The sequence below is a fragment of the Burkholderia sp. LA-2-3-30-S1-D2 genome (genome assembly GCF_001523915.2).
GTDB classification, from domain to species: domain Bacteria; phylum Pseudomonadota; class Gammaproteobacteria; order Burkholderiales; family Burkholderiaceae; genus Burkholderia; species Burkholderia diffusa.
This window is the reverse complement of the sequence record NZ_CP013384.1, coordinates 745,967-770,609: the sequence shown is the minus strand read 5'-3', so window position 1 is coordinate 770,609 and position 24,643 is coordinate 745,967. Positions and strand designations below refer to the sequence as shown.

At 69.6% G+C, this 24,643-nt stretch carries 21 protein-coding genes; 13 read left to right on the top strand and 8 right to left on the bottom strand.

The annotated features are described in order from the left end of the window. Positions 1–128: 128 nt before the first annotated feature. Positions 129–1,349, top strand: coding sequence for an SAM-dependent methyltransferase (locus tag WS66_RS16175; RefSeq protein WP_059607982.1), 1,221 nt, complete (start codon positions 129–131; stop codon positions 1,347–1,349). A gap of 23 nt (positions 1,350–1,372) precedes the next feature. Continuing rightward, positions 1,373–2,692: a DUF72 domain-containing protein gene (locus tag WS66_RS16170; protein ID WP_059607981.1), complete on the top strand. Its 1,320-nt coding sequence runs from the start codon at positions 1,373–1,375 to the stop codon at positions 2,690–2,692. Positions 2,693–2,732: 40 nt separating this feature from the next. Here WS66_RS16170 and msrA read toward each other — a convergent pair whose 3' ends face one another. Further along, on the bottom strand, positions 2,733–3,293 hold the full coding sequence (msrA, locus tag WS66_RS16165; RefSeq protein WP_059607980.1) for a peptide-methionine (S)-S-oxide reductase MsrA: 561 nt from the start codon (positions 3,291–3,293) through the stop codon (positions 2,733–2,735). Between the two features lie 545 nt (positions 3,294–3,838). Here msrA and WS66_RS16160 point away from each other — a divergent pair. From WS66_RS16160 to WS66_RS16150, 3 genes are all read left to right on the top strand, one after another. Further along, positions 3,839–5,245 carry a selenium-binding protein SBP56-related protein gene (locus WS66_RS16160; protein WP_059607979.1) on the top strand — a complete coding sequence of 469 codons (1,407 nt, stop codon included), beginning with the start codon at positions 3,839–3,841 and terminating at the stop codon, positions 5,243–5,245. Further along, positions 5,242–5,907, top strand: coding sequence for a hypothetical protein (locus WS66_RS16155; protein WP_059607978.1), 666 nt, complete (start codon positions 5,242–5,244; stop codon positions 5,905–5,907). The genes WS66_RS16160 and WS66_RS16155 overlap by 4 nt, the downstream gene beginning before the upstream one ends. Positions 5,908–6,181: 274 nt before the next feature. Then, entirely contained in the window at positions 6,182–6,691 is a 510-nt protein-coding gene (locus WS66_RS16150) for a flavin reductase family protein (protein WP_059608016.1), read from the top strand. Here the strand turns inward: WS66_RS16150 and WS66_RS16145 are convergent. Further along, a complete protein-coding gene (locus WS66_RS16145) occupies positions 6,678–7,178 on the bottom strand; it encodes an Lrp/AsnC family transcriptional regulator (protein ID WP_059607977.1) in 501 nt (166 codons plus the stop codon). The two genes, WS66_RS16150 and WS66_RS16145, sit on opposite strands and share 14 nt — an antisense overlap. Before the next feature lie 130 nt (positions 7,179–7,308). On the opposite strand from WS66_RS16145, the gene kynB reads away from it, so the two are divergent. The 3 genes from kynB (at position 7,309) to kynA (ending at position 10,265) form a co-directional block, all read left to right on the top strand. Next, entirely contained in the window at positions 7,309–7,950 is a 642-nt protein-coding gene (kynB, locus tag WS66_RS16140) for an arylformamidase (protein ID WP_059607976.1), read from the top strand. A 40-nt stretch (positions 7,951–7,990) separates the two neighbouring features. Then, complete coding sequence (gene kynU, locus WS66_RS16135; RefSeq protein WP_059607975.1) at positions 7,991–9,244, top strand: kynureninase; 1,254 nt, start codon at positions 7,991–7,993, stop codon at positions 9,242–9,244. Between the two features lie 94 nt (positions 9,245–9,338). Continuing rightward, positions 9,339–10,265: a tryptophan 2,3-dioxygenase gene (gene kynA / locus WS66_RS16130; protein WP_059607974.1), complete on the top strand. Its 927-nt coding sequence runs from the start codon at positions 9,339–9,341 to the stop codon at positions 10,263–10,265. A gap of 27 nt (positions 10,266–10,292) precedes the next feature. Here kynA and WS66_RS16125 read toward each other — a convergent pair whose 3' ends face one another. The 4 genes from WS66_RS16125 to mdlC form a co-directional block, all read right to left on the bottom strand. Next, positions 10,293–11,690, bottom strand: coding sequence for an MFS transporter (locus WS66_RS16125; RefSeq protein ID WP_059608015.1), 1,398 nt, complete (start codon positions 11,688–11,690; stop codon positions 10,293–10,295). Between the two features lie 262 nt (positions 11,691–11,952). After that, entirely contained in the window at positions 11,953–12,897 is a 945-nt protein-coding gene (locus WS66_RS16120; protein WP_059607973.1) for a ketopantoate reductase family protein, read from the bottom strand. A gap of 13 nt (positions 12,898–12,910) precedes the next feature. Continuing rightward, on the bottom strand, positions 12,911–14,362 hold the full coding sequence (locus tag WS66_RS16115) for an aldehyde dehydrogenase family protein (RefSeq protein ID WP_059607972.1): 1,452 nt from the start codon (positions 14,360–14,362) through the stop codon (positions 12,911–12,913). 29 nt (positions 14,363–14,391) lie between these two features. Beyond that, positions 14,392–16,008: a benzoylformate decarboxylase gene (gene mdlC, locus WS66_RS16110; RefSeq protein ID WP_059607971.1), complete on the bottom strand. Its 1,617-nt coding sequence runs from the start codon at positions 16,006–16,008 to the stop codon at positions 14,392–14,394. A gap of 99 nt (positions 16,009–16,107) precedes the next feature. On the opposite strand from mdlC, the gene WS66_RS16105 reads away from it, so the two are divergent. The 4 genes from WS66_RS16105 (at position 16,108) to WS66_RS16090 (ending at position 21,215) form a co-directional block, all read left to right on the top strand. Then, positions 16,108–17,019, top strand: coding sequence for a LysR family transcriptional regulator (locus tag WS66_RS16105; RefSeq protein ID WP_059607970.1), 912 nt, complete (start codon positions 16,108–16,110; stop codon positions 17,017–17,019). Between the two features lie 158 nt (positions 17,020–17,177). Further along, entirely contained in the window at positions 17,178–18,572 is a 1,395-nt protein-coding gene (dalD, locus tag WS66_RS16100; RefSeq protein WP_059607969.1) for a D-arabinitol 4-dehydrogenase, read from the top strand. 101 nt (positions 18,573–18,673) lie between these two features. Next, the gene (xylB, locus tag WS66_RS16095) at positions 18,674–20,155 is read left to right on the top strand and encodes a xylulokinase (RefSeq protein WP_059607968.1); all 1,482 of its coding nucleotides are present in this window, start codon (positions 18,674–18,676) and stop codon (positions 20,153–20,155) included. A 103-nt stretch (positions 20,156–20,258) separates the two neighbouring features. Then, complete coding sequence (locus tag WS66_RS16090; RefSeq protein WP_059607967.1) at positions 20,259–21,215, top strand: sugar-binding transcriptional regulator; 957 nt, start codon at positions 20,259–20,261, stop codon at positions 21,213–21,215. Between the two features lie 16 nt (positions 21,216–21,231). Here the strand turns inward: WS66_RS16090 and WS66_RS16085 are convergent, their stop codons facing one another. Together WS66_RS16085 and WS66_RS16080 are read right to left on the bottom strand one after the other, a co-directional pair. After that, the gene (locus WS66_RS16085; RefSeq protein ID WP_059607966.1) at positions 21,232–22,449 is read right to left on the bottom strand and encodes an MFS transporter; all 1,218 of its coding nucleotides are present in this window, start codon (positions 22,447–22,449) and stop codon (positions 21,232–21,234) included. Next, the gene (locus WS66_RS16080) at positions 22,446–23,642 is read right to left on the bottom strand and encodes a serine hydrolase domain-containing protein (protein ID WP_059607965.1); all 1,197 of its coding nucleotides are present in this window, start codon (positions 23,640–23,642) and stop codon (positions 22,446–22,448) included. The genes WS66_RS16085 and WS66_RS16080 overlap by 4 nt, the downstream gene beginning before the upstream one ends. 114 nt (positions 23,643–23,756) lie before the next feature. Here WS66_RS16080 and WS66_RS16075 point away from each other — a divergent pair, with 114 nt between their 5' ends. Next, positions 23,757–24,641 carry a LysR family transcriptional regulator gene (locus WS66_RS16075; protein ID WP_059607964.1) on the top strand — a complete coding sequence of 295 codons (885 nt, stop codon included), beginning with the start codon at positions 23,757–23,759 and terminating at the stop codon, positions 24,639–24,641. Positions 24,642–24,643: the final 2 nt, after the last annotated feature.

The window sequence follows — 24,643 nt, the reverse complement described above, 5'->3', positions numbered from 1 at the left end:
GCGTCTGCCGTGGTGCCGGCGCGCGCCGGCCGTGTCTCGTGTTGCATCCGGGCGCCCGCCTCGCAAGGGGCGTGCGCCGGTCAAGATACTTGGCTGTATTCGATTCAACGAACAAACGGAGAATCCAAATGTTCTGGGAAAAGAAGCTGGCACAGTGGGCGGACGAAGTACGGGCGAAAGCGAACATACCGGCGCGACTCGTGCTGTGGAACGGCGATCAACTCGATTTCGGCACCTTCAGCGCGCCGCAGGTCACGCTCAAGGTCAACAGCGCGTCGGCATTGCCGCTTCTGCTCGAACCGAGCCTCGACAATCTCGGCGAGGCGTACGTGAAGGGCAAGATCGACATCGAGGGCAGGCTGTCGGACATCATCAACATCAGCTACTCGCTCGCGCGCAGCACGGTCACCAGTGCGAGCAAGCTCGCGCGCGTGAAGCGCTACTTCAATCACACGAAAAACACCGACAAGAAGGCGATCCAGTATCACTACGACGTCTCGAACGCGTTCTACCGGCTGTGGCTGGACGAAAACATGGTGTATTCGTGCGCGTACTTCGAGAACGGCGACGAGGATCTCGCGACCGCACAGATCAAGAAGATCGACCATATCCTGACCAAGATCCGGCTCGAGCCCGGCCAGCGCCTGCTCGACATCGGTTGCGGCTGGGGTGCGCTCGTGCTGCGCGCCGCGCAGAAGTTCGGCGCGACGTGCCTGGGCGTGACGCTGTCGCAGAACCAGTTCGATCTCGCGACCGCGCGCGTGAAAGCCGCCGGGCTCGAGGACAAGATCGAGATCCGCCTGCAGGACTACCGCGAGATCGAGGGACAGTTCGACCGCATCACGAGCGTCGGGATGTTCGAGCACGTCGGCCGCAAGAACCTGCCCCTCTATTTCTCGCGCGTGCGCGACCTGCTGACCGACGACGGCATCGCGATGAACCACGGGATCACGTCGACCGACGCGGAAAGCGGCGAAACGGCGCTCGGCGGCGGCGAATTCATCGACCGCTATGTGTTCCCGGACGGCGAGCTGCCGCACATCAGCCTCGCGCTCGAAGCGGCGCAGCGCGGCGGGCTCGAGGCGATTGACGTCGAAAGCCTGCGGCGGCACTATGCGCGCACGCTCGAAATCTGGACCGAGAACTTCGAGGCGAAGGCGGAAGAGGCGCGCACGCTCGTCGACGACGAAAAATTCCGCATCTGGCGCGTGTATCTCGCCGGTTGCGCGTATGCGTTCGAGCACGACGACGTGTCGATCTTTCAGATCGTGTGCCGCAAGGCCGGACGCAGCGCGAAAACGCTGCCGTGGTCGAGGCGCTACATGTACGAACACACGCTGCCGCGCTAGGCGGCACTTCACGCTGGGCATGCATGGGTGACGGCAGGACGCGGCGCAGCACGCCGCCGCAACGACAGCAGCGCGACGAAGCGGACGGGGCGCACGCCGAGGGGCAGTTCGACCTGTTCGGCGCGTCGCCCGACGACGCGCGCACGGCCGCGCCCCCGAACGACGACAACCCTGCGGGCGCCGGCCAACGCGCGACGCCGGACGAACACGACGCTGCGCGACCGGCAAAGTCACCCGCGCGCACCGGCCGCGCATCGCCCGGCGCTGGCGCCGACCAGGAACCGGAACCGTCCCCTGCTTCCGGCCTGCTTTGGGACGAACCGTCGCCGCCGACCGCGCCGCCGAAGAAGGCCCGGCGTCGGCGCGGCGTGCCGCCAGCACCGGTTTCCGCGGAAGTCGCCGACGCGGCGGCCGCGCTGCCGCCGAACGTGCGCCTCGGCACATCGTCGTGGTATTTCCCCGGCTGGGACGGCATCGTCTACGACGGCGATTTCGCGCAGACGAAGCTGTCTCGCGAGGGGCTCGAGGCGTACGGCGCGCATCCGCTGCTGAAGAGCGTGAGCCTTGACCGGTCGTTCTACGGGCCGCTGTCGGTGGCCGACTACCTGCGCTACGCACAACAGGTGCCGGACGATTTCCGCTTCGTCGTGAAGGCGCCGGCGTCCGTCACGGATGCGGTCGTGCGCGGCCGGCGCGGCGAGCCGTCGGGCCCGAACCCGACCTTTCTCGACGCGCAGCTCGCCACTCGCGAATTCGTGCAACCGTGCCTCGAAGGGCTCGGCAGGAAGGCCGGCGTGCTGGTGTTCCAGTTTTCTCCGATGCCCGATCAACTGCTCGCCGAACCGGCCGCACTGATCGACCGGCTGTCGGCATTCTTCGCGGCGCTGCCGACGCTGCCGCCGGACGCCGACGGCACGCGCTACGCGATCGAGATCCGCGACGCGAGCCTGCTCACGCCGCGCTTCATCCGCGCGCTCGCGACGCTCGGCGTGCGCTACTGCGTCGGCCTGCATGCGCGGATGCCCGACCCGCTGCGCCAGGCAGCCGCGCTCGCGCTGCTCGACGGCGATGCGCCGGGCCCGCTGATCGTGCGCTGGAGCCTGCATGGCGGCTTCAAGTACGAACAGGCAAAAGCGAAATACGAGCCGTTCGACAAGCTCGTCGACGAAGATCCGGCCACACGCTCGGCGCTCGCCGAACTGGCCGCGCGCTACGCGCTGGCCGGACAGCCCGTGATCATCACGATCAACAACAAGGCGGAAGGCTCCGCGCCGCTGTCGTGCCTCGCGCTCGCGCGCGAGATCGCCGCAGCGTGCACGCAGTGGCGCAGCGAGGCGGCGTAAGCATCGCTGCGCGGGCGCCGCTTGCGCATCGGCGAACCGGTTACGCGCCGCGCAGCGACTTCAGCCGGTGCGAGAACTTCTGGCGGAATTTCGCGAGCTTCGGCCCGATCACGACCGAGCAGTAGCCCTGCCCCGGATTGCGCGCGTAATAGTTCTGGTGATAGTCCTCGGCCGGCCAGTAGTTGCCGTCGAGCGGCACGACCTGCGTGACGATCGGCTGCCCGAACACCTGCTCGCGCTCCAGTTCGCGGATCACGTCGAGCGCGACGTCGCGCTGCGCGTCCGAATGCGTGAACACGACCGAACGGTATTGCGTGCCGACGTCGTTGCCCTGCCGGTTCAGCTGGGTCGGATCGTGCGTCGCGAAGAAGATCTCGAGGATCTCGCGATAACCGATGCGCGCCGGATCGAACGTCACGTTCACGACCTCCGCGTGACCGGTATCGCCGTCGCATACGTCGCGATAGCCGGGATTGCGCGTGTGGCCGCCTGCATAGCCCGACTGGACGGCCGTCACGCCGTCGACGTCGAGAAACACGGCCTCCGTGCACCAGAAGCACCCGCCGCCTAGAGTCGCGGTTTCAAGCATCTCGTTCACCATGAAATCATTACCTCGTTGATGACAACGGCCGGCACGCGGGCACGCGGCGGCGTCGCCGGTCCGTATCGCCGCGGCCCGGTTGCCCGGCGCGCAGCGGCAGCGTCCAAGTATCTCACTCGTGCGCAAATCCGGCAGAACCGCATGCGTGCCGCGCACCACCGGCCGCGCGTTTCTCGTCTACACTTAGGCACGCCTCGCCGCAACGGCACACCGTCCGGCTGCGCGCAGCGTCCGATGCATGCCCGTCCTGATGCCAACATCATCTGCCGGAACATCGATATGCACGCCTCAGCAGAAAGCGCCCGCATTGCGGGCCCGACCGCCGTCGCTTTCACCGCACCCTCGCGCCGCCGTGCGCCCGTTGCGCCGCATGCGCGGCGATCCGGCGCACCGCGTTTCCCTGCTTTCCCGACCTGATGCACCGCGCTGCGCGTCCTCCATCGCGCGGCCGCCGGAGCATTTCCGTCACGCAACCTGTTCGACCCGCACGTTCGCAGCGAACGTCCGTGCACCCGTGATCCGATACGACCGAGAGAGGCACCACGATGAGCATGCGGCCTGACCCGACATTTCACGCTTCGCCGGAACTTGCGATGCAGGCGCCGGCGGAGGAATTTGCCTATACGTTGTTGCTGAGCCCCGATTTTTCCAGACCCGACGCGCTCGCCGTGATCGACGTGAAACCCGGCTCGGCGACCTACGGCAAGATCGTGCACACGGTGACGATGCCGAACACCGGAGACGAATTCCACCACTTCGGCTGGAATGCGTGTTCGTCGTCGCTGTCGCCGCTGACCGGCCACGCATTTCTCGAACGCCGCTTCCTGATCATCCCGGGTCTGCGTTCGTCGCGGATCTACGTGATCGACACGAAGCCGCACCCGACTCAGGCGCGCATCCACAAGATCATCGAGCCCGACGAGGTGTTCGCCAAGACCGGCTATTCGCGACCGCATACGGTTCATTGCGGCCCCGAAGGCATCTACGTGAGCACGCTCGGCGGCGCGGGCAAGGACGGCACCGACGGCGCGCCCGGCATCTTCATCATGGACTGCGAGACCTTCGACGTGCTCGGCCGCTGGGAGATCGACCGCAGCTCGCAGGACAAGCATTACGACTTCTGGTGGAACCTGCCGCGCGACTACATGGTGTCGAGCGAATGGGCGCTGCCGCCGCAATTCGAGAACGGCATCGTGCCGGAGGACTTGCTCGCGAACAAGTACGGGCACCGGCTGCATTTCTGGGACCTGCGCGCGCGGCGCAACGTGCAGACGATCGATCTCGGCGCGCAGCACCAGATGGCGCTCGAGGTGCGGCCCGCGCACGATCCGGTGCGCGAATACGGGTTCGTCGGCGTCGTGGTCGACACGACCAATCTCGAAGGCTCGATCTGGACCTGGTGGCGCGAAGGCGGCCAGTTCCATGTGAAGAAGACCGCGACGATTCCGCCCGAGCCGGCCGCGGCCGACGAACTGCCGCCGCTGCTCCAGGGTTTCGGCGCGGTGCCCCCGCTCGTGACCGACATCGACCTGTCGCTCGACGACCGCTTTCTGTACGTGTCGTGCTGGGGCACCGGCGAGATGCGCCAGTACGACGTGTCGGATCCGCATCATCCGGTGCTCGCGGGGTCGGTGCGTATCGGCGGGATCGTGCGCCGCGCGCCGCACACGAACGGCCGCGCGTTCGCCGGCGGCCCGCAGATGGTGGAAATCAGCCGCGACGGCCGGCGCGTGTACTGGACCAACTCGCTTTACTCGACGTGGGACGACCAGTTCTATCCGGACGGCGTGCCGGCCGCGCAGGTGCTCGCGCATGCGGGGCCGGACGGCGGGCTGACGCTCGCCGACGACTACTGGGTCGACTTCCCCGACGGCTATCGCGCGCACCAGATCCGGCTCGAAGGCGGCGACTGCTCGACCGACTCGTTCTGCTATCCGTCGGTCAAGCGTTGAGCGCCGGCCTCTCCGCGCCGCTCGCGCTGTGGGCGGCCGTGCTCGCGAGCGGCGTCTATCACGGGCTCAATCCGGCAATGGGCTGGCCGCTCGCGGTGTCGAACGCGCTGATGACGCGCCGCGGCGGCGCGCTCGTCGCGGCGCTCGGCTATCTCGCGCTCGGCCATGCGCTCGCGGTATTCATGGTGATGCTGCCGTTCGGGCTGCTTGCCGCGCTGCTTGCGTGGCAGTCGGCGATCCGGATCGGCGCGAGCGCGCTCGTGATCGGCTTCGGCGTGGTGCTGCTGATCCGGCGGCGGCATCCGCGTGCGCTCGCGCGGATACCGCCCGCGCGGCTCGGACTATGGTCGTTCGCGGTTGCGCTCGCGCACGGCGCGGGGCTGATGCTGGTGCCGATCTACCTCGGGCTCTGCGGGTTCGACCGGGACGCCGGCCATCGCGCGGCGGCCACGCTCGTCGATGCGCATCTCGGGATGGCACTCGTCGTCGCGGCCGCGCACGCAGCCGCGATGTTCGGCGCGGGCGGCGCGCTCGCGTGGCTCGTGTACCGCTATCTCGGGCTGAAGTTCGTCGCGCGGAGCTGGTTCAATCTCGATGCGGTGTGGGCGTCCAGCCTGATCCTGACGGGCGCGCTGTCGCTCAGGCTGGCGGCGGCGCGATAGCGCCCGGCTCGCGGAGCGGCCTCGGACGGCGCGCAACGAAAGGCGCGAGAACGACCGTTCCAGCACGACGCCGGCGCCGCGCGACAGTGTTCGCTACCTCACGCTAGCCCCGCGATGCGCCGTCCGCACGGGTCCGGCGGTCGCGATTCCGCTAAAATCGGGCCATGCGCACCACTTCCCAATCGACCGCCCTGGCCTCATCGCCTTTCGTCCGCCGCGCCCGTTGCAGCCGCCGTGCGCCGCGCCCGTCCGTTTCGTTCCGGATGGCCGCCCGATGAACCACGCCACCCCGCCGGATTTCGACTCGGCCGCCTTTCGCCAGGCGCTCGGGCAGTTCGCGACCGGCGTCACGGTCATCACGACGCGTGCGCCGTCCGGGCAGCTGATCGGCATCACCGCGAGCTCGTTCAACTCGGTGTCGCTCGATCCGCCGCTCGTGCTGTGGAGCCTCGCGCACAAATCGGCGTCGACCCCGGTGTTCCGCAACAACAGCCATTACGTGGTGAACGTGCTCGCGGCGTCGCAGCTCGACCTGTGCAAGCGCTTCTCGACCTACAAGGGCGACCGCTTCGAAGGGATCGCGCACGCGGCCGGCAACTCGGGCATGCCGGTGCTCGACGGCGCGCTCGCGTGGTTCGAATGCCACAACCGCAGCCGCTACGACGAAGGCGACCATGTGATCTTCGTCGGCGAAGTGGAACGCTGCGGCGTGCGTGCCGCATCGGATGCCACGGCGCCGCTCGTGTTCCACGGCGGCGGCTTCCACGGCCTCACACCGCTTTGATCGACCCCATGCGCGCCAGCCCGACCGGCGCGCCCGCTTCGTCCTTCAGCGTCTGCAGCACGATGTTCGAACGGATGTCCATCACGCCCGGCGCCTTGTAGAGCCGGTTCAGCACGAAATCCGAATAGTGCTTGAGGTTGTGCGCGAGCACCCGGAGCAGATAGTGGCTCTCGCCCGTCACGACGAACGCGCCGACCACCTCCGGCCATTCGCGCAGCGCTTCCGCGAAGCGCTCGTGCCATTGATTCTCTTCGTTGCGCATCGACACCTGCACGAACGCCTCGAGCTCGAAGCCGAGCTTCTCGCGACTCAGGCACGCGCGATAGTGCTCGATCACGCCCTGCTCCTCGAGCAGGCGCATCCGGCGCAGACAGGCGGACGGCGAAAGCGAGATCCGTTCCGCCAGGTCGAGATTGCTGATTCTGCCCTCCTCCTGCAGTACCGCCAGAATCCGGCAGTCGGTGGCATCAAGCGTGATCGCGTGCATTTTTGGTCCCCGTTTTCCATCTGATTCGAATTATCTGCCAATCCGGCGGATTGTCCATGTTTATTTCGCAAGCACTTTCTGCGAGCGTCCGCCTATCATTCGAAGCATCGATTCACCGATTCGTCATGCCATGGACACACTCTGGGACATCTCGCCGCCCGTCGGCCCCTCCACCCCCGTATGGCCGGGCGACACGGCGGTTTCCGTCGAACGCGTCTGGCGGATGGAGGCCGGCTCGCCGGTCAACGTAGCGCGCCTGACGCTGTCGCCGCACACGGGCGCGCACTGCGACGCGCCGCTCCACTATGACGCCGACGGCGCGCCGATCGGCGCGGTGCCGCTCGACACCTATCTCGGTCCGTGCCGCGTGATCCACTGCATCGGCGCCTCGCCGGTCGTGCGCCCGGCCGACATCGAGGCCGCGCTGGACGGCGTGCCACCGCGCGTGCTGCTGCGCACCTATGCGCGTGCCAGCGTCGAACAATGGGATAGCGGCTTCTGCGCGGTCGCGCCCGAAACCGTCGACCTGCTCGCCGCGCGCGGCGTGAAGCTGATCGGCATCGACACGCCGTCGCTCGACCCGCAGGAATCGAAGACCATGGATGCGCATCACCGCGTGCGCGCGCACCGGATGGCGATCCTCGAAGGGATCGTGCTCGACGACGTGCCGCCCGGCGACTACGAACTGATCGCGCTGCCGCTGAAGTTCGCGACGCTCGACGCGAGCCCCGTGCGTGCGGTGCTGCGTGCGCTGCCCGGCCGATCCTCCTGATTCACCGAACCACTGACCCGAGAACCACTGACCCGACATCATGATCAAGACCCGTGAAGACGCGCTCGCCCTCGACCGCGACGACCCGCTCGCCCTGCTGCGCGACCAGTTCGCGCTGCCCGACGGCGTGATCTATCTCGACGGCAACTCGCTCGGCGCGCAGCCGCGCGCGTCGGCCGCCCGCGCGCAACAGGTGATCGGCGCCGAATGGGGCGAAGGTCTGATCCGCAGCTGGAACACCGCCGGCTGGTTCGCGCTGCCGCGCCGCCTCGGCGACAAGCTCGCGACGCTGATCGGCGGCGCCCCCGGCGAGACCGTCGTGACCGACACCATCTCGATCAACCTGTTCAAGCTGCTGTCGGCGATGCTGCGCCATCAGGCCGAGCGCGCGCCGGAACGCCGCGTGATCGTGTCGGAGCGCTCGAACTTCCCGACCGACCTGTACATCGCGCAAGGGCTGATCGAACAGCTCGGCGGCGGCTATGAGCTGCGCCTGATCGACGATCCGGCGGACCTGCCCGACGCGCTCGGCGCGGACACGGCCGTCGCGATGATCACGCACGTGAACTACCGCACCGGCTACATGCACGACATGCCGGCCGTCACGCAGCTCGCGCACGACGCGGGCGCGCTGATGCTGTGGGATCTCGCGCATTCGGCCGGCGCGGTGCCGGTCGACCTGAACGGCGCGCATGCGGACGGCGCGGTCGGCTGCACGTACAAGTACCTGAACGGCGGCCCCGGTTCGCCGGCGTTCGTGTGGGTGCCACACCGTCATCACGCGCACTTCTCGCAGCCGCTGTCGGGCTGGTGGGGCCACCGCGCGCCGTTCGCGATGCAGCCGGGCTTCGCGCCCGATCCGGGCATCGCGCGCTTCCTGTGCGGCACGCAGCCGATCGTGTCGATGTCGATGGTCGAATGCGGGCTCGACGTGTTCCTGCAGACCGACATGCACGCGATCCGCCGCAAGTCGCTCGCGCTGACCGATGCGTTCATCGCACTCGTCGAGGCACGCTGTGCGGGCCTGTCGCTGAAGCTCGTCACGCCGCGCGCGCATCACCAGCGCGGCTCGCAGGCGAGCTTCGAGCACCCGCACGGCTACGAGGTGATGCAGGCGCTGATCGCGCGCGGCGTGATCGGCGACTACCGCGAGCCGTACGTGCTGCGCTTCGGCTTCACGCCGCTCTATACGCGCTTCGTCGACGTGTGGGATGCCGTCGAGACGCTGCGCGACATCCTGGCCACCGATGCGTGGAAGGCACCCGAGTTCGCCGAGCGCGGCGCGGTGACCTGATCGGCTTTTTGCCCGGCGCGCACCGCGGTTCCATGCGGATTGCGCGCCGCGCCCCCGTCATTCAATTCTGGAGAGAGTCGTGAATTCTGGTCATATGCAGCCACCCGGCGACGATGCGCCGGCGGGCTGCCCGTTCTCGGGCGCGCGCACGGCCCAACCGGCACACGAAGCACCGCACGTGCCGGGCGATGCCTCGGGCGATGCCGGCTGGCACAACGCGCAGCTCGATTTCTCGAAGTCGATGAGCTACGGCGACTACCTGTCGCTGAATTCGATCCTCGACGCGCAGCATCCGCTGTCGCCCGATCACAACGAGATGCTGTTCATCATCCAGCATCAGACGAGCGAGCTGTGGATGAAGCTCGCGCTGTTCGAATTGCGCGGCGCGCTCGACGCGGTGCGTGGCGACGCGCTGCCGCCCGCATTCAAGATGCTCGCGCGCGTGTCGCGCATTCTCGAGCAACTCGTGCAGGCGTGGAACGTGCTGTCGACGATGACGCCGTCCGAGTATTCGGCGATGCGGCCGTACCTCGGCCAGTCGTCGGGCTTCCAGTCGTATCAGTACCGGCAGCTCGAATTCCTGCTCGGCAACAAGAACGTGCAGATGCTGCAGCCGCATGCGCACCGGCCCGACATCCTCGAACAGGTGCGCGCGACGCTTGAGGCGCCGTCGTTCTATGACGAGGTCGTGCGCCTGCTCGCGCGGCGCGGTTTCCCGATCGCACCCGAGCGGCTCGAGCGCGACTGGACGCAGCCGATGCGGCACGACGAGACCGTCGAGGCTGCGTGGCTCGAAGTCTACCGTCACCCGCAGCAGCACTGGGAGCTCTACGAGATGGCCGAGGAACTCGTCGATCTCGAGGACGCGTTCCGCCAGTGGCGCTTCCGTCACGTGACGACCGTCGAGCGCATCATCGGCTTCAAGCAGGGCACCGGCGGCACGAGCGGCGCGCCGTACCTGCGCAAGATGCTCGACGTCGTGCTGTTCCCCGAGCTCTGGCACGTACGCACCACGCTGTAACGTACGCGTGCGTCATGCGCCCGCGCGTCACGACGACGTGCGGGCCAGTTCCTCCCCTTCGCGCGGCAACGCGCGTTCGCGCGTGAGCCGCGGAATGTGCCGCCGCATCGCGAGCAGCGCGACGCACACCACACTCATCGCGGCGGCCAGCATCGTCAGGTACGCCGTCGCACCGCCCGCGGTGATGACTATCGCGCCCGCGAACGCGCTGAGGATCGCGCCAAGCCGGCCGAATGCGAGCGCGCTCGCGGTGCCGGTCGCGCGAACCGCCGTCGGGTAGATGTACGCGCACAGCGCATACATCGTCGACTGCACCGCGTTGACGAACAGCCCGTGCAGACCGAGCCCGACGATCAGCCAGCCCGTGTGGCGCCCCGCATCGACCCCCATCAGCCACACCGCGCTCGCCGCGCCGCCGATGCTGCAGAGCGCGAGCGGCCAGCGCGAACCCGCATGCGTGATCGCCCATGCGCACAGCAGCGCGCCGATCACGCCGCCAAGGTTGTACGCGGTGAGCCCGGAGCCCGCGACCGACACGCTCAGCCCGCTCGCGGCCAGCATCGTCGGCAGCCAGCTGAACGCCGCATACACGGCGAGCAGGCACATGAAGAACGCGCACCACAGCGCGATCGTGTCGCGCGCCTGGCCGGTGGCGAACAGCGCGCCGAACCCGCCTCGTGCGCCGGGCGCGCGTGCATCGCGCAGATCGGTGAACGTGGCGTCGGGCGCGACCGGCCGCTGCATGCGCGCGAGCAGCGCGCCGAGTTCCGGCCAGCGCGCGGGGCGGCGTGCCAGGAAGCGCGGCGATTCGGGCAACGCACGCACGAGCACGAAGCCGAGCACGAGCGGCAGCGCGCCGCCGGCGAAGAACAGCCCGCGCCAGCCATAGCGCGGCAGCACCTCGTGCGCGAACAGCCCGGCCAGCATGCCGCCGAGCGGCACGCAGACGATCGTCGCCGTCACCATCATCGTGCGGCGCCGCGCAGGCGTGTATTCGGCCGTCATCGTCGTGGCCGTCGGCAGCGCGCCGCCGATCCCGAGCCCCGCGCAGAAGCGCAACATCGCGATCGTCGCGACATCCGGCGCGAAGCCGATCGCGCAGGTCGCGATGCCGAACAGGAACACGCTGCCGATCACGGCCTGGCGGCGCCCGAAACGGTCCGCGACGAAGCCCGCGCACGCGCTGCCGATGCCCATCCCGATCAGCCCGGCGGCCACCGCCGGCGCGAACGCGCCGCGCGTGATCCCCCATTCGCGGATCAGTACCGGAATCGCGAAACCGATCAACTGCCCGTCGAAGCCGTCGAGCACGATCGCAAGCGCGGCGAGCAGCACCACGCAACGCTGCATCGTCGTGAACGGTCCGTCGTCAAGCGTCGCGCCGATGTCGACCGGGGGCGGTTCCAATCCGTCGCGCATGCTCATGCGACCTCCCGTGCGCCACGCGTCGGCGGCAAGGTGCGCGCACGGCGCGCGGCAAGGCAACGGCATTCGATGACTTTCATGGCGTCTCCAGTTGCCCGGGCTGGCGCTTGCGCGTGCCCGGATCTCGTGCTGCAGGGTCAGTCGGCGTCCGTGCATCGGCGCCGCCCCCGCGTCTTGTCCAATCCAACCCGATCCGGCGACATCGGCTGCATGCGGCGCGGCCGTATCGTCGTGCGGCGCAAGCCCGCCGCCGGCGTGATGCTCAGTCGCGCCGCGCGTCGATCAGCCTGACGAGTGCGAGCAGCGTATCGGTATGCGGCACCGCGATACCCGTCTCGCGCGCGGCCGCGACGATCTTGCCGCTGATCGCGTCGATCTCGGTGCGGCGGCCCGCGAGCACGTCCTGCAGCATCGACGGTCGATGGCCGCGATGCGCGTGGATCGCATGCTCGACGTTGCGCGCGATGCGTTCGCCGTCCACCGCGATGCCTTTCGCGCGCGCGACGGCGGCCGTCTCCGCCGCGATCGCGAGCGCGAGCCGTGGGCCGTCAGGTTCACGTCCGAGCTGGTCGACCGTGCAGCCCGTCGCCGCACACAGCGTGTTGAGCGCCGCGTTGAACGCGACCTTCTCCCAGATCGCGGCCCACACGTCGGCGTCGAGCGAACACGCGAGCCCGGCACGCGACAGCGCGTCGGCCACAGCCGCCGCGAACGGGCGCGCCGCACCGTCGGCCGTCATCATGCGGATCGCGCCGGCACCGTGCGAGCGGACGTGTCCGGCGCCGGCGAAGTCGGCCGGCCACGTCGTGACGCCGACCAGAATCCGTTCGAGCGGCACGAACGCGTTCAGCGTCTCGACATTGCCGAGGCCGTTCTGCAGCGTCAGCACGTACGTACGTGAGGTCAGCAATGCGCGCACGCCTTCGAGCGCCGCACGCGTGTGCAGCGATTTCGTGAAAACGATCAGCAGATCGAACGGTATGTCGGGCGATGCACTTGCCTGCGCATTCGCCGTTTCTGGCCGGACGGCCTGCAGCGCGCGGATGTGGCGTTCGCCGCGATCGTCGTCGATGCGCAGCCCGTCGCGACGGATCGCATCGAGATGCGCATCGTTCACGTCGATCAGCGTGACGGCCTCGCCGTGCTCCGCCAGCAGCGCCCCGAACAGCGAGCCCATCGCACCGGCACCGAGAATCGCAATCTTCATCGTCTGCGGCCTCTTAGAATGGATACTGGCGCGGCGCGGTCTGCACGGTCATCCAGCGCAGGTCCGTGAACGCGGCGATGCCGGCCTTGCCGCCGAAGTGGCCGAAGCCGCTGTCCTTCACGCCGCCGAACGGCATTTGCGCCTCGTCGTGCACGGTCGGGCCGTTCACGTGGCAGATGCCCGATTCGATGCGCGCCGCGACCCGCATCGCGCGGGCGACGTCGCGGCTGAACACGGCCGAAGCCAGCCCGAACGCGTTGTCGTTCGCGCAGCGGACCGCGGCCGCCTCGCCGTCGACCCGGACGATGCCCTTCACCGGCCCGAACGACTCCTCCGCGTAGATCCGCATCGCGGGCGTCACGTGATCGAGCAGCGTCGCCGGGAACAGCGTGCTGTCCGACTTGCCGCCGCACAGCAGCGTCGCGCCGTGCGCGAGCGCGTCGTCGATCAGCGCGTTGCAGCGCTCGACGGCCTTCATGTCGATCAGCGAACCGAGCACGACCGGCCCTTGGCGCGGATCGCCGAGCGGCAGCGACGCGGCCTTGGCGGCGAGCTTCGCGACGAATGCGTCGGCGATCGACGCATCGACGACGATCCGCTCGGTCGACATGCAGATCTGTCCGGAATTCGCGAATGCGCCGAATGCGGCCGCCGCGACCGCCGCATCGAGATCCGCATCGTCGAGCACGACGAACGGCGCCTTGCCGCCGAGTTCGAGCACCGACGGTTTCAGATGACGCGCGCACACTTCGGCGACGATTCGCCCGACGCGCGTCGAGCCGGTGAAATTCACGCGGCGCACGGCCGGATGTGCGATCAGCGCATCGACGACGGCACCCGCGTCTTCAGGCGCGTTCGTCACGAAGTTGACGACGCCCGGCGGCAGCCCGGCCTCCTGCAGCGCCTCGACGATCAGCCCGTGCGTGACGGGGCACAGCTCGGAGCCCTTCAGCACGACCGTGTTGCCGCAAGCGAGCGGCAGCGCGAGCGCACGCGCTGCGAGGATCACCGGCGCGTTCCACGGTGCGATGCCGAGCACCACGCCGGCCGGCTGTCGCACGCCCATCGCCAGCGAGCCGGGCACGTCGGACGGGATCAGCTCGCCGCCGGTCTGCGTGGTCAGCGACGCGGCCTCGACGAGCCCGCTCGCGGCGAGGTGCACGTTGAAGCCTGCCCACAGCGCCGACGCGCCGGTTTCGGCCGCCATCGCGGCGACGAACTGCTCGTGCTTCGCCTCGAGCGCGGCGGCAGCCTTCAGCAGCAGCGCGCGGCGCGCGCCGGGGCCGAGCGCGGCCCATTCAGGAAACGCGCGAGCGGCCGCGTCGGCCGCCGCGCGGGCATCGTCGACCGTGCCCGCGGGCGCGACCGACGCGACTTCGCCGTCGAGCGGGTTACGGCGCACGAAGGTCGCGCCGCTGGACGACTGGCGGCGTTCGCCGCCGATCAGCATCGATACGGTTTGCATGGATTCTCCGGAAGGACGCGCAACGCGCGTCAGGCAACTTCGACGTCGACGACGACCGGCGTATCGGCCCGCAGCGCGTCGGTCAGCGTTTCGTGCAGGCGAGCGGCATCGGCGACGCGGATGCCGCGGCACCCCATCCCTTGCGCGAGCGCGACGAAATCCAGGTCGGGCAGATCGGTGCCCTGCACCGGATCGTCAGGACCGAAGCCGAACACCGGCGCGAAATCCTGCAGCGCCGCATAGCGCCGATTATTCAGGATCACGAACGTGATCGGCAGCTTCAGCTGCGCGGCGCTCCACAATGCCTGGATCGAATAGAGGCTCGACCCGTCGCCGATCAGCCCGATCACGCGCCGTCCCGGCCGCGCGAGCGCGACGCCAACCGCGGCCGGCATCCCGTAACCGAGCCCGCCGCTATCCATCGTGTAGAACGTGCCGCTGCGCGTGAACGGCAGGTGCGCCTGCATCACCGGCCGCGCGCTCGGCGCTTCCTCGACGACGATGTCGTGCGCGTCGCGCACGTCGTCGAGCGTCTGCAGCGCGAATGCCACCGACATCCGTTCGCCGGCGGCCGGCGCTTCGGCGCGCGGGCGCATCGGCCGCGGCGCGGGCATCGGCCGCTCGCGCGGCGCCGGCCGGGCCAGCAGATCGCGTGCCGCGAGCCGCAGGTTGCCGACGACCGCGTCGCCCGACGGCGTCCATGCGGCGATGCCGGGATCGTCGACGAGCTGCACGAGCTTGGCGCCGGGCGGCACGTGCGGGCCGCAGCCCTCGATGTGATAGGTGAACGCGGGCGCGCCGAACGCGAACACGAGGTCGTGCCCGTCGAGCCGCGCGACGATCTTCTCGCGGATCGCGGGCAGGAAGCCGGCGAACAGCGGATGATCCTCGGGAAAGCTGCAGCGCCCCGACATCGGCGCGACGTACACGCTGACCCGGTGCCGCTCGGCGAGCCGCACGACGTCGTCCCACGCACCGGCCCGATCGACGGCCGCGCCGACCACCAGCGCGGGACGCCGCGCGGCATCGAGCGCGTCGCCGAGCCGCGCGAGCGCATCGGGATCGGGCCGCACGACGCTGCTCACGTCACGGCGCGGCAGCAGCTCGGCCGGTTGGTCCCAGTCGTCGACCGGGATCGACACGAACACCGGCCCGCGCGGCTCCTGCATCGCGATCCGGTACGCCCGCGCGATCGCGGCCGGCACGTCCTGCGCACGCGCGGGCTCGATGCTCCATTTCACGTACGGCTTCGGCAGCTCGGCGGCCTGCGTCGCGCCGAGAAACGGATCGAACGGCAGGATCGCGCGTGCCTGCTGGCCTGCCGTGACGATCAGCGGCGTGCGGTTCCTGAACGCGGTGAACAGGTTGCCCATCGCGTTGCCGACGCCGGCCGCCGAATGCAGGTTGACGACCGCCGCGTTGCCTGTGGCCTGCGCATGACCGTCCGCCATTCCGACCACGACGGCCTCCTGCAGGCCGAGCACGTAGCGGAAATCGGCGGGGAAATCGCGGAACATCGGCAGCTCGGTCGAGCCAGGATTGCCGAACACGCAATCGATGCCGAACTGGCGAAACAGGTCGATGACGGCATCGCGGACGGTGATCGGGGCGGACGGTGTGGCGGAATGGGACGGGGTGCCGGACATGCTCGGGCGTCTCCTCGGTGGCTTGGCGGTTTCCACAGTATCGAAGCGCGAGCCATTCACGGATACTGTATTTTTTGCGAAAAGCCATTACGGTTCGGCATGACTTTCGATCTCCGGCAATTGCGGGCATTCACGACCATCGTCGCGTGCGGCAGCCTCGGCCGCGCGGCCGACGCGCTGCACGTGACCCAGCCGGCGCTGAGCCGGATCCTGAAGCGGCTCGAGGACCAGGTCGGCGCGCCCCTGTTCGAGCGCCATTCGAAAGGCGTGCAGCTGACGGCGTTCGGCGAGGCGCTGCTGCCGCACGCGACGCTGCTGCAGCACGAGGCCGAGCATGCGCGCGAGGAGCTCGACGCGATGCGCGGCTTCGCGAAGGGCACGATCAAGGTCGGCGCGGTGGGCAGCATCGCGAGCCTCGTGCTGCCGGTCGCGGTCGGCCGCGTGCTCGACCGCTGGCCGAACCTGCGTGTCGAGATTCTCGAAGGCGTGTGGGATCGGCTCGCGGAAGGGCTGAACAAGCATGAGATCGATCTCGCGCTGTCCGCGCACGGGCCCGACACCGACGAGATCGTCGCGATTCCGGAGTGCCGCTGGGAAGATCGCAGCCATATCGTTGCGGCGCCGCACCATCCGCTGCGCGCGCTCGGTCGCGCGCCGACGCTCGCCGACACGCTGCACGCGCGCTGGGCGATTCCGCCGCGCGGCACCGCGCCGTTCGACCACATGCGCGCGACCTTCGACGCGCACGGGCTTGCCCTTCCCGACATCGCGGTCGAGACACGCTCGGTCACGACGCTGAAGAGCCTCGTCGCGCATGCGGGCTTCCTGAGCTGGATGGCCGAACCGATGTACGGCGCGGAACAGCGCGCCGGCACGATCGACACGCTGCCGGTGCGCGAGGTCGTCGCGGTGCGCACGCTCACCGCATTCCGGCGCCGCCACGGGATCCTGCCGGGGCCGGCCGGCAAGCTGCTCGACGAACTCGTCGCGCTCACACGCGAAGGCCGCTGATACCGCTCCCCCTTTCGCGCCGCGCGCGCCGCCGCAGCGCACCATCGAAATGCCGTGTCCCGCCTTGACTTTCGCTCGCCCGAATACGATCATTCGCTCACACAAAGAGCAAATGATCGTATTCAACAGGAAAGACTGGCACGAACAGGAGACACCGGATGAGCGAATCGTCCTCCGCCCGCGCGCCCGTGCTGCTGCACATTGGCGCGGGCTCTTTCCACCGCGCGCACCAGGCGTGGTATCTGCATCGCGTGAACGCGGCCGTGCCGGCCGACGAACGCTGGTCGCTGACCGTCGGCAACATCCGCGACGACATGCGCGCGACGATGGACGCGCTCGCCGCGCAGCACGGCGAATACACGCTCGAGACCGTCACGCCGCAGGGCGAGCGCGCATACGAGACGGTCCGCGCGATCTCGCGCGTGCTGCCGTGGTCGATCGACCTCGCCGCGCTGATCGACGCCGGCGCCGACCCGGCATGCCGGATCGTGTCGTTCACCGTGACCGAAGGCGGCTACTACCTCGACGAACACAACCGGCTCGACCTCGCGAACGCCGATCTGGCGGCCGACCTGCAGGGCGCGCGCACGACGCTGTACGGCGCGCTCGCGGCGCTGCTTGCCGAGCGCGTGAAGCGCGGCGCGGGCCCGCTCACGCTGCAGAGCTGCGACAACCTGCGCAACAACGGCGCGCGCTTTCGTGCGGGCATGCGCGAATTCCTCGAACGGCGCGGCGAGGACGGCCTGCTCGCGTGGTTCGATGCGCACGTCGCGACGCCGAGCGCGATGGTCGACCGCATCACGCCGCGCCCGACCGCCGACGTGCGCGAGCGCGTGCGCGCGGCCACCGGCGTCGACGACGCATGCCCGGTGATGGGCGAATCGTTCATCCAGTGGGTGATCGAGGACCGCTTCGCGGCCGGCCGGCCGCGCTGGGAGCTGGCCGGCGCGGAGCTGGTGGACGACGTGCACCCGTACGAGGAAGCGAAGATCCGCATCCTTAACGCGACGCACAGTTGCATCGCGTGGGCCGGCACGCTCGCGGGCTACACGTACATCCACGAGGGCACGCACGACGCGGCGATCCGCCGGTTCGCGCACGACTACGTGACGCAGGACGTGATCCCGTGTCTCAGCCCGAGCCCGCTCGATCTCGAACGCTACCGCGACGTCGTGCTCGAACGCTTCGGCAACCCGTACGTGCTCGACACGAACCAGCGCGTCGCGGCCGACGGCTTCTCGAAGATTCCCGGCTTCATCGCGCCGACGTTCGTCGAATCGCTCGCACGCGGCGCGGCGCCGGTCGCCACCGCCGTGTTGCCGGCGCTGTTCCTGCGCTTTCTCGAACGCTGGGCGCGAGGCTTGCTGCCGTATGCGTACCAGGACGGCGTGATGGACGACGGCGCCGCGCGCGCGATCGTCGAAGCCGACGACCCGGTCGTCGCGCTGTGCGCAAGCCGCGCGCTGTGGGGCTCGCTCGCCGGCAACGCGGCGCTGTTCGAAGCGCTGCGCGCCGGGCTCGCCCGCGTCGACGCATGGCTCGCGCAGCGCTGAAGCGGGACGGCCCGCGGCCGCGCATCCGGGCGAACCTGCGTTGGCAGGTGCGCATGCGTGCGGCTAAAGTAGCGGCTCCCCACTGACGGAACGTATCGCTCATGTATCTCGGCATCGACCTCGGCACTTCGGAAGTGAAGGTGCTGCTGCTTGCCCCGGACGGTACGGTGGTCGGCACCGCGGGCACGCCGTTCAGCGTGTCGCGGCCGCACCCGCGCTGGGCGGAACAGCATCCGGAGGACTGGTGGCGAGGCACGCTCGCCGCGCTCGCGGCGCTGCGCGAACGGCATCCGCAGGCATTCGCGCAGGTGCGCGGGATCGGCCTGTCGGGCCAGATGCACGGCGCGGTGCTGCTCGGCCGCGACGACCGCGTGCTGCGCCCTGCGATCCTGTGGAACGACATGCGCAGCGCCGACGAATGCGCGCTGCTCACCGAACGCGCCCCCGATCTGCATGCACTGGCCGGCAACCTGGCGATGCCCGGCTTCACCGCGCCGAAACTGCTGTGGGTCGCGAAGCACGAGCCCGACGTGTTCGCGGCGACCGCGTGCGTGCTGATGCCGAAGGACTACCTGCGTTTCCGTCTGACCGGCGCGAAGGTGTCCGACCCGTCCGACGCGGCCGGCACGCTGTGGCTCGACGTCGCGCGCCGCGACTGGTCCGACACGCTGCTCGCCGCGTGCGACATGACGCGCGGGCAGATGCCGCGCATCGTGGAAGGCAACGCGCCGTCCGGCACGCTGCGCGCGGATCTCGCGCGCGAGCTTGGGCTGTCGGAGGCCGTCGTGGTGGCAGGCGGCGGCGGCGACAACGCGACCAGCGCGCTCGGCATCGGCGCGATCCACGCGGGCGACGGCTTCGTGTCGCTCGGCACGTCGGGCGTGCTGAGCGTGGTCGGCGACCGCTTCATGCCGAACTCCGCATCGGCCGTGCATGCGTTCTGCCACGCGATTCCCGATCGCTGGCAGCTGATGAGCGTCGTGCTGTCGGCCGCGAGCTGCCTGCGCTGGGTCTGCAAGCTGACGGGCACGGACGAGCCGGCGCTGCTCGCCGAAATCGAGGCGCTCGACGCGGACGCGCTCGCGACGGCGCCGCTGTTCCTGCCCTACCTGTCCGGCGAACGCACGCCGCACAACGATCCTTATGCGCAGGGCGTATTCTTCGGGATGACGCATGCAACCGAACGCGCGCACCTCGGTTACGCGGTGCTCGAAGGCGTGACGCTCGGCCTCGCGGACGGCCTCGACGCGCTGCATGCGGCAGGCGTCGAAACCGACCGTCTGTCGCTGATCGGCGGCGGCGCGCGCAGCGCGTTCTGGGCGCAGCTGATCGCCGATGCACTGAACGTACGCACGTGCCAGCATGGTGGCGGTGAAACCGGTGCGGCGCTCGGCGCCGCACGCCTGGGCTGGCTCGCCGTCGGCGGCGATCCGCATGCCGTGCTGACCAAGCCGCCGGTGCGCGCCGAATACGCGCCCGATGCCGGCCGTCATACGCTGCTGCGCGAGCGCCTCGACTCGTTCCGCGCGCTGTATCGCCACGTGCGCCCGCTTTACGAACCGTCGCGCGCGCGGCTCGCGTAAGCGGCGACGCGCAGCGGCCGTCGGCCGCTCACCCGGCATGCGTTACAGTGGATGCCCGTTGCGCCGCCCGACGGCCGGCCCAGATCCGAACCGAACCGCTATCGTGTCCAAGTCCTCAGAAAAACTCGATCTCGCCACGCGTGCCGCGTGGCTCTACTACGTCGCGGGCGACACGCAGAACGAAATCGCCGAGAAGCTGCAGGTGTCGCGCCCGGTCGCGCAGCGCCTCGTCGCGTTCGCGGTCGAGAAGAATCTGATCCGCGTGCGCGTCGATCATCAGCTCGCCGACTGTCTCGACCTCGGCGCGCAGCTGTCGAAGCGCTACGGGCTCGCGATGTGCGAAGTCGTGCCCGTCGATGCCGACGCGCCGGAAGCGATCGACCGCAAGCTCGCGGTCGCCGGCGCGCAGGTGATGGAGCGCTACCTGAACGAGACGCGACCGATGGTGATCGCCGTCAGCAGCGGCCGGACGCTGAAGGCCGTGGTCGCGCAGATCGCGCAGATCGAGCGGCCGCAGCACCGGCTCGTGTCGATGGTCGGCGCGATCGCGGCCGACGGTTCGTCGAACCGCTACGACGTCGCGCAGTACATTTCCGAAAAAACCGGCGGCAAGCACTTCCTGCTGCCAGCACCGCTGTTCGCCGACAGCGACGCCGAGCGGGCGCAATGGTGCAATCACCGGCTGTACCGGATCGTCGACGCGCTGTCGGCGCAGGCCGACGTCGCGTTCGTCGGAATCGGCAACATCGGCCCGCACTGCCCGCTCTACGAGGACGGCTTCATCACCGAACAGGAACGCGACGAGATGACCGCGCGCGGCGCGGTGGCCGAACTGCTCGGCGTGCCGATCGATGCGCAGGGCAAGCTGGTCGACGTGTCGACCAGCGCGCGCGTCACGAGCGTCGCGCTCGACACGCCGCCGAAGCGCCCGACGATCGCGTTCGCCGGCGGCCCGAAGAAGCGCGACGCCGTGATCGCCGCGTTGCGTGGCGGCTGGCTGTCGGGGCTCGTCACCGACGAGACCTGCGCGCGCGCCGCGCTCGACGCGAAGGCGGACTGACGCCGCGGTCGAACGTTCAGGCCGCGCGCGGCGCCGGAAACGCATGCCGGCGCGCGCGCCACGCCCCGATCCACGCGGCCGCCAGCAGCGCAACGAGCACCCACGGAATCGCGCCGGCGCCCGCTGCGCCGAGCAGCATCCCGCCCGCGATGCCGCCACCCGCGATCGCGAGATTCCACACCGTCACGAGCATCGATTGCACGACGTCGGCCGACTCCCCGGCCGCATTCGCGGCAGCGGTCTGGAACAGCGTCGGCGCGCCGCCGAACGCGAGCCCCCACAGCGACACGCCCGCATAGACGATCGCCATCCCCGATCCGGCGCCGAGCATCGCCGCCGCGAGCGCGAACAGCGCGATGCTGGCGAGCGTAAGACGCCGTTGCGCGGCGCCGATCCATGCGCCCGTCAGCGCGATGCCGACCAGCGACGCGATGCCGAACACCAGCAGCACCACATCGACCTGCGCACCCATGCGCACACCCGCGAGAAACGGCGCGACGTACGTGTACAGCATGTTGTGCGCGAGGACGTACGCGAACATCACGGTCAGCACCGGCCGCACGCCTGGCAGCGTCATCACGCCGAGCACCGGTTCGCGCGCGCCGGCCCGCTGCCCCGGGTAATCGGGCACGCGCAAGCGGATCCAGCCGATCAGCGCGAGCGCCGCGAGCGTGATCGACGCGAACGCGACGCGCCAGCCGAGCGCCGCGCCCAGCGCGGTGCCGGCCGGAATGCCGATCGACATCGCCACCGGCGCGCCGAGCATTGCGACCGCGATCGCACGGCCGCGCAGCGACGCGTCGACCATCCGGCTCGCGTAACCGGCCAGCAACGCCCACAGCAGCCCGGCCGACATGCCCGCGACGAAGCGCGCGGCGAGCGTGAGCGCGTAGTACGGTGACGCGGCGGTCAGCGCATTCGACACGACGAAGCCGGCCAGCGCCGCGAGCAGCAGGCGGCGCCGGCGCATCGCGCGCGTCGCGGCGACGAGCGGAATCGCCGCGACGATCGAGCCGAGCGCATAGACGGTCACCAGTTGGCCGATCAGCGCGTCGGGCACGCGCAGGTCGACGCTCATCATCGGTAACAGGCCGGCCGGCAACGCCTCGGTGAGGATCGTGATGAAGGCGGCTGTCGCGAGTGCCAGCAGGTTCGCGACCGGCAGGCGCTCGCGCACCTGCGCCGGCCCGACGGAACCCTCACCGTCAATCTCGATCGACGTGCAGTCGCTCATGACGCGCTCCCGGTATCGACGCCGTAGACCGCATCGCGCACGTCGGTCACGGTCTGGCCGTGCATGCCCTCGTACAGCGTGTTGGTCAGCGCGACGACCGTCAGGCCGGCCGCGCGGTCGACGAACCATGCATGTCCGTATGCGCCGCCCCAGCGCCAGGTGCCGACCGATTCAGGCGACCGCGCGGCCGCCGGATCGCGCAGCACCGAAAAGCCGAGCCCGAAGCTGAAACCCGGCGCATCCTGCAATTCGCGCGCGCCCGGCTGGATACGCGTCATCTCGTCGATCCACTCGGGTTCGAGCCAGCCGTCGCAGCCGGTGCGCAGCGCGTCGAGCAGCGTCACGCAATCGCGCGCGGTGCCGACCATCCCCGCGCCGCCCGACGGCCACGCGTCACGATCGAACACGCGGGCCGGTTCGAAGCGGATGCCGATCGTGCCGTCGTACACCGGCACGAGATCGATATCGGCCATCCGGCGCGGGGTGCCCGGCATGCTCACGTAAGGTGTCGCGACGCGCGCGAAGTCGTGCGCGACGAACGCGGTGTCGGTCATCCCGAGCGGCACCGTGACGAGCGCGGCTACCGCATCGGCGAGCGGCCGGCTGTCGACCGCCTCGATCAGCGCGCCGACCACGTCGGTCGCGAGCGAATAGCCCCACGATGTGCCGGGGGCGAACTGCAGCGGCACGCTTGCGATGCGCCGCACGTTCTCGGCGAGCGAAATGCCCACGCGGTCCATCCCGTCTGACACGCCGGCACGTGCATATGGGCCGTCGCCGTCAGCTTCGAGGAAGCGGTAACCGAGGCCGGCCGTATGCGACAGCAGATGACGCAACGTGATCGCAGCGGGTGCACCGTCGGGCAGCGCCGGGCGGAATTCGGGCAACCAGCGCGCGACGGGTTCGTCGAGCGCGATGCGCCCCGCCGCGACCAGCCGCATCGCGGCAGCCGTCACGACCGGCTTCGTGACCGACGCGAGCCGGAACAGCGCGTCTTCCCGCATCGGCGTACCGGCTTCGCGATCGGCAAGCCCGGCGGCGCGCGCATAGCGCAGCTCGCCGTCGCGCGCGACCAGCACGACCGCGCCAACGATGCGCTCGTCGGCGAGCGCGCGATCGAGCGCGGCGTCGAGCCGGCGGCGCAGCGCGGCGTCCGGTTCGGCACGGGAAACGGTGACAGGCAGGGATGACATGGCTTGACCTCTCAACAATGAACGAACGTTCATCGTAGGGAGCCGACGCAATAAGAAAAACCGGGTTAGAGTTCCGGACAATCCGGACGCTGGCGTCCGCAATCGGAAACTTGCATGGAAAATCTCGGCGGGTTCGTCGTGTTCGTTCAGGTCGCCGAAACGCGCAGTTTCGTCGCGGCCGGCCGCGCGCTCGGGCTGTCGGCGTCGGCGGTGGGCAAGCGCATCGCGCGGCTCGAGGCGCGCCTGAACGTGCGGCTATTTCATCGCAGCACGCGCAGCGTCACGCTGACGGCCGAAGGCACGCGCTTTCTCGCGCGCTGCAGGCGCGTGATCGCCGAGATAGACGCAGCCGAACGGGAACTGATGCACAGCGCCGAAGCGCCGCGCGGGCGTTTGCGCGTGAGCCTGCCGACGATCGGCACGCTGCTGCTGCCGGTGCTCGCGGATTTCATCGCCGCGTATCCGGAAATCGAACTCGATATCGATTTCAGCGACCGGCTCGTCGACGTCGTCGAGGAAGGTTTCGACGCGGTGCTGCGCACCGGCCGGCCGTCGGATTCGCGGTTGTCGTCGCGGCTGCTCGGCCATTTCCGCCAGCACCTCGTCGCGTCGCCCGACTATCTCGACCGGCACGGCACGCCGCGCACGCCGGCCGATCTCGCGCGGCACCGTTGCCTGCATTACCGCTTCCCAAGCAGCGGCAAGCTCGAAACCTGGCCGCTGCGCATGCCGCGCTCGGGCACGCCGCCGGACGTGCCGGTATCGATGGTCAGCAACAACGCGGAAACGCGCCTGTGCTTCGCGCTGCGCGGGCTCGGCATCGCGTGCCTGCCCGAATTCTTCGTGCGCGGCGCACTCGACGACGGCGCGCTGCGCGCGGTGCTCGACGAACACGTCGCGAGCCGCACGCCGTTCTACGCGCTGTGGCCGTCAGGCCGCCATCCGACGCCGAAGCTGCGCGCATTCGTCGATTACATGGCCGCGCACCTGCACCTCTGACC